General features: G+C 71.1%; 2 protein-coding genes. Both read left to right on the top strand.

The features are described from left to right. A partial coding sequence (locus ABZV34_RS37325; protein WP_356287087.1) for an amino acid adenylation domain-containing protein occupies positions 1-2,548 on the top strand: 2,548 nt, incomplete at its 5' end. After that, a partial coding sequence (locus ABZV34_RS37320; protein WP_356287085.1) for an amino acid adenylation domain-containing protein occupies positions 2,545-4,523 on the top strand: 1,979 nt, incomplete at its 3' end. The genes ABZV34_RS37325 and ABZV34_RS37320, both read left to right, overlap by 4 nt.

Below are 4,523 nucleotides of genomic sequence, written 5' to 3'. Positions count from 1 at the left end.
GCTGGAACGGTTCGCGGCGCAGGTGCGCGAACGCCCGCGGCAGCTCGCGGTGGTGGCTGGCGACACGGAACTGGACTACGCGACGCTGGACCACCGGTCCAACCGGCTGGCCGACGCGCTGATCGCCCGCGGTGCCGGCCCCGGCCGGGTGGTGGGGCTGCACGCCGGTCGCACGGCCGAACTCGTCGTCGGGGTAATGGGAATCCTGAAGGCCGGAGCCGCTTATCTGCCTCTGGACCCCGGTCAGCCCTCCGAACGGCTCGCTGCCATGGTGAGCGACGCCGCACCGGTGCTCGTGCTGACCGACGCGGCCGACGTCGCCGGTGACGGCCTGCGGCCGTGGCAGAACCTGGCGAAGGTGGAGGCCGAGGGAACGCGCGACGAGGCGCCCGCCATCGAGTCGGACCTCGGCAGGCTCGCCTACGTCATCTACACCTCGGGGTCGACCGGCCGCCCCAAGGGCGTGGCGGTGACGCACGGCAGCGTCGTCAACCTCTTCGACCACTGGCGTGAACTCATGGGCGACACCCCTGGTGAGGCATCGTCAGCCTGGTCGAGCATCGGCTTCGACGCCTCGGTGCACGAACTCCTCGTACCGCTGACCACGGGAGCAGTGCTCCATGTGGTCCCTGACGACCTCCGTAGCGACCCCGGGGCGTTGATGGGGTGGCTGCGCGAACGCGAGGTCACCCAGGCCTTCCTGCCCCCGTCCTTCATCCTGTGGATCGACGAGGACCCCGCGGCGCGACTGGCCGGTCTGAGCCTGCGCCAGCTCCTCACCGGAGTGGAGTCCCTGCCCGAGAGCTCCCTGCACCGTATACGCGAGCTGCTGCCGGGCCTGCGGATCTGCTTCGGTTACGGCCCGACCGAGGCGACTCTGTACGCCACCGCCTACACGGACCCGCAGCCGTACGACCGGCCGTGTCCCATCGGGCGGCCGCTGCGCGGTACCCGCCTCTACCTGCTCGACGACCGCATGCGCCCGGTACCCGTAGGCGTCGCGGGTGAGGTCTACCTGGGTGGGGCGAGTCTGGCCCGCGGATACCTAAACCGGCAGGACCTCACCGACGAACGCTTCGTGCCCGACCCGTTCCTGCCCGGCGAACGTGTATACCGAACCGGCGACTTGGCGCGCTGGCTGCCGGACGGGAACGCCGAGTACGTCGGCCGCCGCGACGACCAGCTCAAGCTGCGCGGCTTCCGTATCGAACCCGCCGAGGTCGAGACGGCACTGCTGGCGGTGCCCGGCGTGCGGGAGACCGTGGTGCTCGCCGACCGGGAGACACCGGGAGGCCCCTACCTGGTGGCCGGCGTGGGATGCCCCGCCTCATCGGCGCGCACGCCGCACGAGTGGCGGGCGGCCCTGAAGAACCGCCTGCCGGACTACATGATCCCCGCCGTGGTGGCCGAGTTCCCGCGGCTGCCGTTGAACCGCAACGGCAAGGTCGACCGTGCGGCGGTGCTGCGCGCGGCCGCGGCAGCCCGCTCCGAGCGAGTCAACACGGCTGCGCCGCGCGACCACGTTGAGATGGCGCTCTACCGGATTTGGCGGCAGCTGCTGCTGCACCCAGACCTCGGGGTCAGTGACAACTTCTTCGAACTCGGCGGCACATCGATCTCGGCGATCAAGATGGCGTCCGCCGTCCAGGACGAACTGGGCGTGACGCTGCCTATACGCGAGGTCATGCTGCACCCCACCATCGAGTCGCTGGCCGAACGGGTGCGCGACGCCAATGCCGGGGCCGCCTGGTCCGCGGAGGACGGAAGCCTCGTGCGCTTCCGCAACGGCGATGGCACGCGGCGCGTGGTGTGCGTGCATCCCGCCGGCGGTACCGCGTTCTGCTACCTGCCACTGTCCGCCCAGCTGCCCGACGACGTCGGCGTGGTGGGACTCCAGGCGCCCGGCATCAACCCCGGCGAGTCCACGCTGCCCAGCGTCGAAGCGATGGCCGAGGAGTACCTGCGGCTCGTCGATCCCCGTCCAGGCGAGGCACTGGTGCTGTGCGGGCTCTCCTACGGCGGTCTGATCGCCTACGAGATGGGCCGAAGGCTGGCGGCGACCGGACACGAGAGGGTGAGCGTGGTCCTGCTCGACACCCACGGCGTGGAGGACGCCGCGCAGCACGCCATGGTCGCACCGGTGGGCATGGCGGAGTTCCGCGACAAACTGGTGCGCTTCAACGGCATGTACCCGGGCATCGACGACGATCAGGTGGCCCGCTACCTGGCCGTCTACAACCACCACCGGGAGACGGCACGCAGCTATGCCGCACCCGAGTCACCTACCCGCGTAGTGCTCTTGCAGGCGACGGCCTCGGAGGAGGAGGACGCCGAGGGCGCAGCCGACCGGCAACGCTCGTACTGGCGTCGTCGCGTCACCGGCCCGTTCGAGGTCAAGCCGGTGGCCTGCGGTCACTGGGACATGCTGGAGAGCGACGAGTTGCCTCGTGTGGCCGCCGTCCTCTCGGCCGAGCTGGACCGGCCGGCCATCGGCCCAGACCGGACAAACACAGAGCCCACCCCCCTTACCGGCATGTCGGAGGCATGATGAAACCGCGCGTCGACACTTCCCAAGCCGGCACGGCCGAGGAGCGGAGCGCACCGCTCGGGCTCGCCCTGGAGATACACCGCCGGGCTCTGAGCACTCCGCGGGCCGACGCAGTCGCCGACGGCGACACGCGTCTGGACTACGCGGCGCTGAACTCCGCCGCCGCCGCCGTGGCCGAGACACTTGGCCGCCAGGGCGTGACGGCCGGGCAGTCCGTGGCAGTGGCGCTGCCGCGCTCTTGGCAGCTGATCTGTGTGATGCTGGGCATCCTGCGGATCGGGGCACGCGTCGTTCCTCTGGACGAGCAGAGCCCCGCCGAACGCCGCCACTTCATCCTGCGGGACTCCGCGGCCGCCGCCGTGGTGCATTCCGGTTCCGCGAGCGTCACCGGCCTCCCCACGGACGTGCGGGTGTTCGCCATGGACAGCCTGCTGCCCGGCATTCCCGACGCCGCGCCCGCCGTGCCGACCCCGCACGCTGCCGGCGAGTCGTCCTTCCTGTTCTACACATCCGGAACGACCGGGCAGCCCAAGGGTGTTGAGGTCCGCGACACTGGTGTCACGCGCCTGGCGCGCGCGGGCTACATCCGCGTCGAGCCCGGTCTGCGCTACTCGTGTCTGGCGAACCCAGCGTTCGACGCACTGAACTTCGAGGTCTGGGCGCCCCTGCTGACCGGTGGCTGCTGTGTGGTCATGCGCGACGGGGACGTGCAGACTCCCGAAGGCTTCGCCACGGCACTGCGGCGCGAGCGGGTGGACACCGTGTTCATCACGACCGCGCTGTTCAACGCCATGGTCTCGGCCGTGCCGGACTGCTTCGCCACGGTCGGCGAGGTTCTCGTGGGCGGTGAGCAGCTCAATCCCCGGGTGATGCGCCGCTGGTACCGAGACAACCCCGACAGCGCTACCCGTCTGTTCAACGTCTACGGGCCCACGGAGTGCACCACCTTCGCCCTGTGCCACCCGATCGACCGGAACTTCGACGGTGACGTGGTGCCGGTCGGCCGTCCCCTGCCGCAGACCGGCGCCGTCCTGGTCGTGCCAGGCCAGGAACGGGTCGCGGCGCCCGGGGAGCTCGCCGAACTCCTGCTGTCCGGTCCGGGCCTCGCTGTCGGCTACCGGAACCTGCCCGAGGAGACCGAGCGGCGTTTCGTGCGGCTCGCATGGCTCGACGGCGGCGCGGAGAGGCACTACCGCACCGGTGATCTGGTGCGGGCCGACGAGGAGGGCCGGATCGAGTACGTCGGACGTACCGACCGGCAAGTCAAGGTAAGGGGATTCCGGATCGAGCCCGGAGAGGTCGAGCGGCAGGTGCTCTCCCACTCGGCGGTCCGGCGGGCCCATGTGTGCGTCCGCCGCGCCGGCGACGAGGGCCCGAACGAGCTGCTGGCGTTCGTGGTCCTGCGCCACGAGCTGCCCTACGAGGACTTCGACAGCCATCTCGCGGCTCATCTGCCCGCCTACATGCGGCCGCACCAGATCCACCTGGTGGAGGAGCTGCCGCTCAACGCCAACGGAAAGGTCGACCAGGCCGCGCTGCTGGGGCAGGCGGACCGGCCCTGGCGGCCGGCTGCCTCGGACGAGCCGGCCGTGACGGAGGCACAGCGCGAGATCCTGGACCTGGCCGAGGAGATCCTTGGTGTCACGGGCCTCGGACCGGGTGACCGGTGGATCGCCGTCGGCGGCGACTCGCTGAGGGCCTTGCGGTTCTGCTTCGCCGTCCGGCAGCGGTGGGGCCGTGACGTGGCGCAGGCGATCGTCCTCCACGGCGACCTGGCCTCGATCGCCCGGGCCGTCGCCGAGGTCGGCCCCGGCGAGGAGAACGCCTACCCGGTGGCGGTGGCCGCCGGCGCCCGGTCGGCGCCCGTCACGAGCGAGCAGCAGCGGCTGTGGCTGCTGCAGCGCCGCGCGCCGGACTCCTTGACGTACTCCGTCAACCAGGCCTTCCGGGTGGACGGGCCCGTCGACACCGCCTC

Origin of the sequence: Streptomyces sp. NPDC005195, from assembly GCF_040608315.1 — a bacterium.
GTDB lineage: Bacteria > Actinomycetota > Actinomycetes > Streptomycetales > Streptomycetaceae > Streptomyces > Streptomyces kaempferi.
Note: the sequence above shows the minus strand (reverse complement) of the source record. Positions and strands in the feature narration are given on the sequence as shown.